Source organism: Imperialibacter sp., from assembly GCF_040222385.1.
Lineage (GTDB): Bacteria > Bacteroidota > Bacteroidia > Cytophagales > Cyclobacteriaceae > Imperialibacter.
Window position 1 is genome coordinate 1 of the sequence record NZ_JAVKDF010000060.1, and the last position, 2,996, is coordinate 2,996.

The window sequence follows — 2,996 nt, forward strand, 5'->3', positions numbered from 1 at the left end:
ATTGGCGGCGGTTAAGAGGATTTAATTACTTGGCCAAGGTGATAACCGGAGTGAAATTCAAAGACGGTATAGAGGTGACAACAATCAATCAGGCCGCCGCTTGATTCAACTGCCGAAACACCAGTTTTGACAATAGCTCAACATTGACGGATAGAGGGAGATCAGTATCTCTGAAGTTCAGGTTTAACGATACCAGGCAAGTAACTGGAATTTATTGTCCAGGGAGACACGCGATGCTTGGTAAAGGTTTTGAGCTAATGCCCTGGGAGAAAGCTTCGAAAAATATCGACTAGTGGCTGGCATGCGAGTGCCTACTGTCGGTAGAGTAGGTTGGCACCTAAATCGAAAGCTTAAACTAGTTTGGCAGGATTCAATCGAAGACATCAGTTACGAATTTTATACCCTGGAATCCAGCCGTACTGATTGATCAAAATGATCATCAGCTTCAGGCTGTCTGTATTAACTGAGAGTCCGAAATCGCTTTTTCTACGCTTTCAATCAAGACTCGATCTACGATCGGAGCCTCTACGTAGTCTGACGCGCCTGCTCGTAGCGCATCAACTGCGTCGCACAATCTACAATTTTTGCCAGCAATAACTATAGGGACAGTGGCCGAATGGCTTCTAATTGTCTTGATGAGCTCAACTATCGGGGTCTCTGTTCCCTGCGCTTCAATGAGAATGCAACTTGGAGATTGAGCTTGCAAACTTTTCAATATCTGTTTTGGTTCATCAAATGTTGACGTATCAAACCCGGCTCGTATGAATAGATTTTCCAGCGAGTCCAGAGAATTATTGTTGCCAGCAGTAATATAGACAATGGATTTTTGCAAGATAATGATTCCAACGAGGGTATGAACCGGATGAAAAGTAGTCCCCACGAAAACCAAGAGATCTGCAGTTACTCTTCATGCCTGGAAGATTAACTGTTTCTTGGAACCCTATCTTGATATGCGTCAAATATTGGATTGCACTTCGTAGTGCAGTAGAGGAAGTTTTATAAGTTCATGCTCGTGATCATTTTTACCAGGTGGGCAAGAGATCCAGCTTGCATTTTTGTCATCACGCTGGCGCGGTGAACTTCTACAGTTCGTTGGCTGATATCCAGTTCAAGAGCGATCACTTTGTTGGCCAGGCCCTCGATCATTAAATCCATAATTTCCTTTTCTCTTTGGGTTAACTGCGCCAGATTTTCATTAATCTGATGCTGCAAGTTTATTCGGTCCCGGGATTCCTCGTTTATGAGTAGCGCCCGCTGTATGCACTCTATTAAATCCTGATCTCTGAATGGTTTGGAGATAAAGTCTATGGCTCCCTTTTTAATCGCACGTACTGCCATTGGTATATCGCCATGACCGGTAATGAAAATTATTGATAGACTTGAATTCCTGGCAATTAATTCATCCTGAAGTTCCAGGCCGCTCATTGAGGGCATTCGAATATCAAGTAGGAGGCAACCCCTGGCTTCGTTGTCATACTGATCAAGAAACGAGATGGCAGAATTAAATGATTTAACAGGTAATCCGATTGATCTGATTAGCATCTCCAATGCATCGCGAACCGCTTCATCGTCGTCAACCACATGCACAGTTGGTTCGCTGACATTCTTACTCATGAGAGCTCAACCGATGTGGGTAATATGAAGTAGAAACTGACTCCTCTTTCCTGGTTATTTTCGTAGGCAAGTTCGCCTCCGTGCGCATGAATGATGGTGCGGCAGATGGACAGCCCCAATCCCATGCCATTCTCTTTAGTGGTATGGAAGGGGTCGAATAGTCTCGAGGCCTCACTACTCACAATGCCGGTCCCATAGTCAGTAACAGTTACTCGAATTCTGTCATTCTCAATAGCTTCGGTTTTAATGAGTACTGTATTTCTTGGATCGGAACTAGTGAGATTCAGTTCACTGACAGCATCTATCGAGTTCTTAATAAAGTTAAGAGCTACTTGTTGAATCTGAACGGGATCGCTCATAACCAATGGTAATTCTGGGTCCAGGATAGGCTTTAATTCGATATTGAATTTCTTAGCTTCAATATTTGCGATATCGACGACTTCCAAGAGCAGTGAGTTACAGTCTGAAGACTGTCGGGTGATATCTTTTTCCCGAATCCAATTGCGCATGCTATGGAGAATTTCGCCGGCACGCAGAGACTGGTGATGAATTTTTTGCAAAGTGGATGAAATGTCCTCAATAGCTGAGGTGTCACTTTCCAGAAGTCTTTTTCCTGCCTGTGCGTAAGTCGATATTGCTGTTAGCGGCTGGTTTATCTCGTGAGCAATGCTGGAGGCCATTTCACCCATCACACCAACTCTAGACACATGGGCAAGCTGATTGACGAGTGCATGAATTTCGTGTTCGGCATGGGCCAGCGCTGACTCACTAGCCCGCTGTTCACTCAAGTCACGGATTATCCCAATAAACAACGCAGTGCTTCCGATGCTGCATTCACCCACACTTAAATGGATATCCACAATGGACCCATCTTTCCTCTGGACTTGAACTTCTCGCCCTATCCCTATGATCTTTTTTTGCCCGGTTCTCAGATAATTTTCTAGGTAACCATCATGATTTTCTCGGAATGGTGCGGGCATAAAGAGTTTAATATTGCGACTTACTATTTCAGCCTGCTCATAGCCCAACAATCTCTCTGCGGCTTGATTGGCAATGCGAACTATGCCTTTCTCGTCGATAACAAGTATGCTATCCACTGCAGCGTCCAGCAGTGCTAAAAATTCGTCGCTAATTCCTAATTCTTCCATAGTCCGGGAGTGAGGTTATTCCTCAACAGCTATCAACTAAGTATTTTCCACAGTCAAGCTATGTACAATTTCTAATTCTACCGGCACTCATGGCGTTGAGTTATAATTGAATCTGGTGTTTGAGGCAGGTTGAAAAAAAGCGGCGTATCTGGTTGATTTGTTGTTGCGAAGCAATAAACCAACCAAAGGAGATACGCCACTATGAGTAATCGTAACGTCACTGATTTGGTAAGT

Annotated in this window: 3 protein-coding genes; all 3 read right to left on the reverse strand. The window is 44.1% G+C overall.

From position 1 onward, the window contains the following. Window positions 1-445: 445 nt before the first annotated feature. Window positions 446-880, reverse strand: a complete 435-nt coding sequence (locus RIG68_RS28320) for a response regulator (protein ID WP_350130339.1) — start codon at window positions 878-880, stop codon at window positions 446-448. A gap of 116 nt (window positions 881-996) precedes the next feature. Then, window positions 997-1,614: a response regulator transcription factor gene (locus RIG68_RS28325; protein ID WP_350130340.1), complete on the reverse strand. Its 618-nt coding sequence runs from the start codon at window positions 1,612-1,614 to the stop codon at window positions 997-999. Beyond that, complete coding sequence (locus tag RIG68_RS28330) at window positions 1,611-2,762, reverse strand: sensor histidine kinase (protein WP_350130342.1); 1,152 nt, start codon at window positions 2,760-2,762, stop codon at window positions 1,611-1,613. The genes RIG68_RS28325 and RIG68_RS28330 overlap by 4 nt, the downstream gene beginning before the upstream one ends. Between the last annotated feature and the right edge of the window lie 234 nt (window positions 2,763-2,996).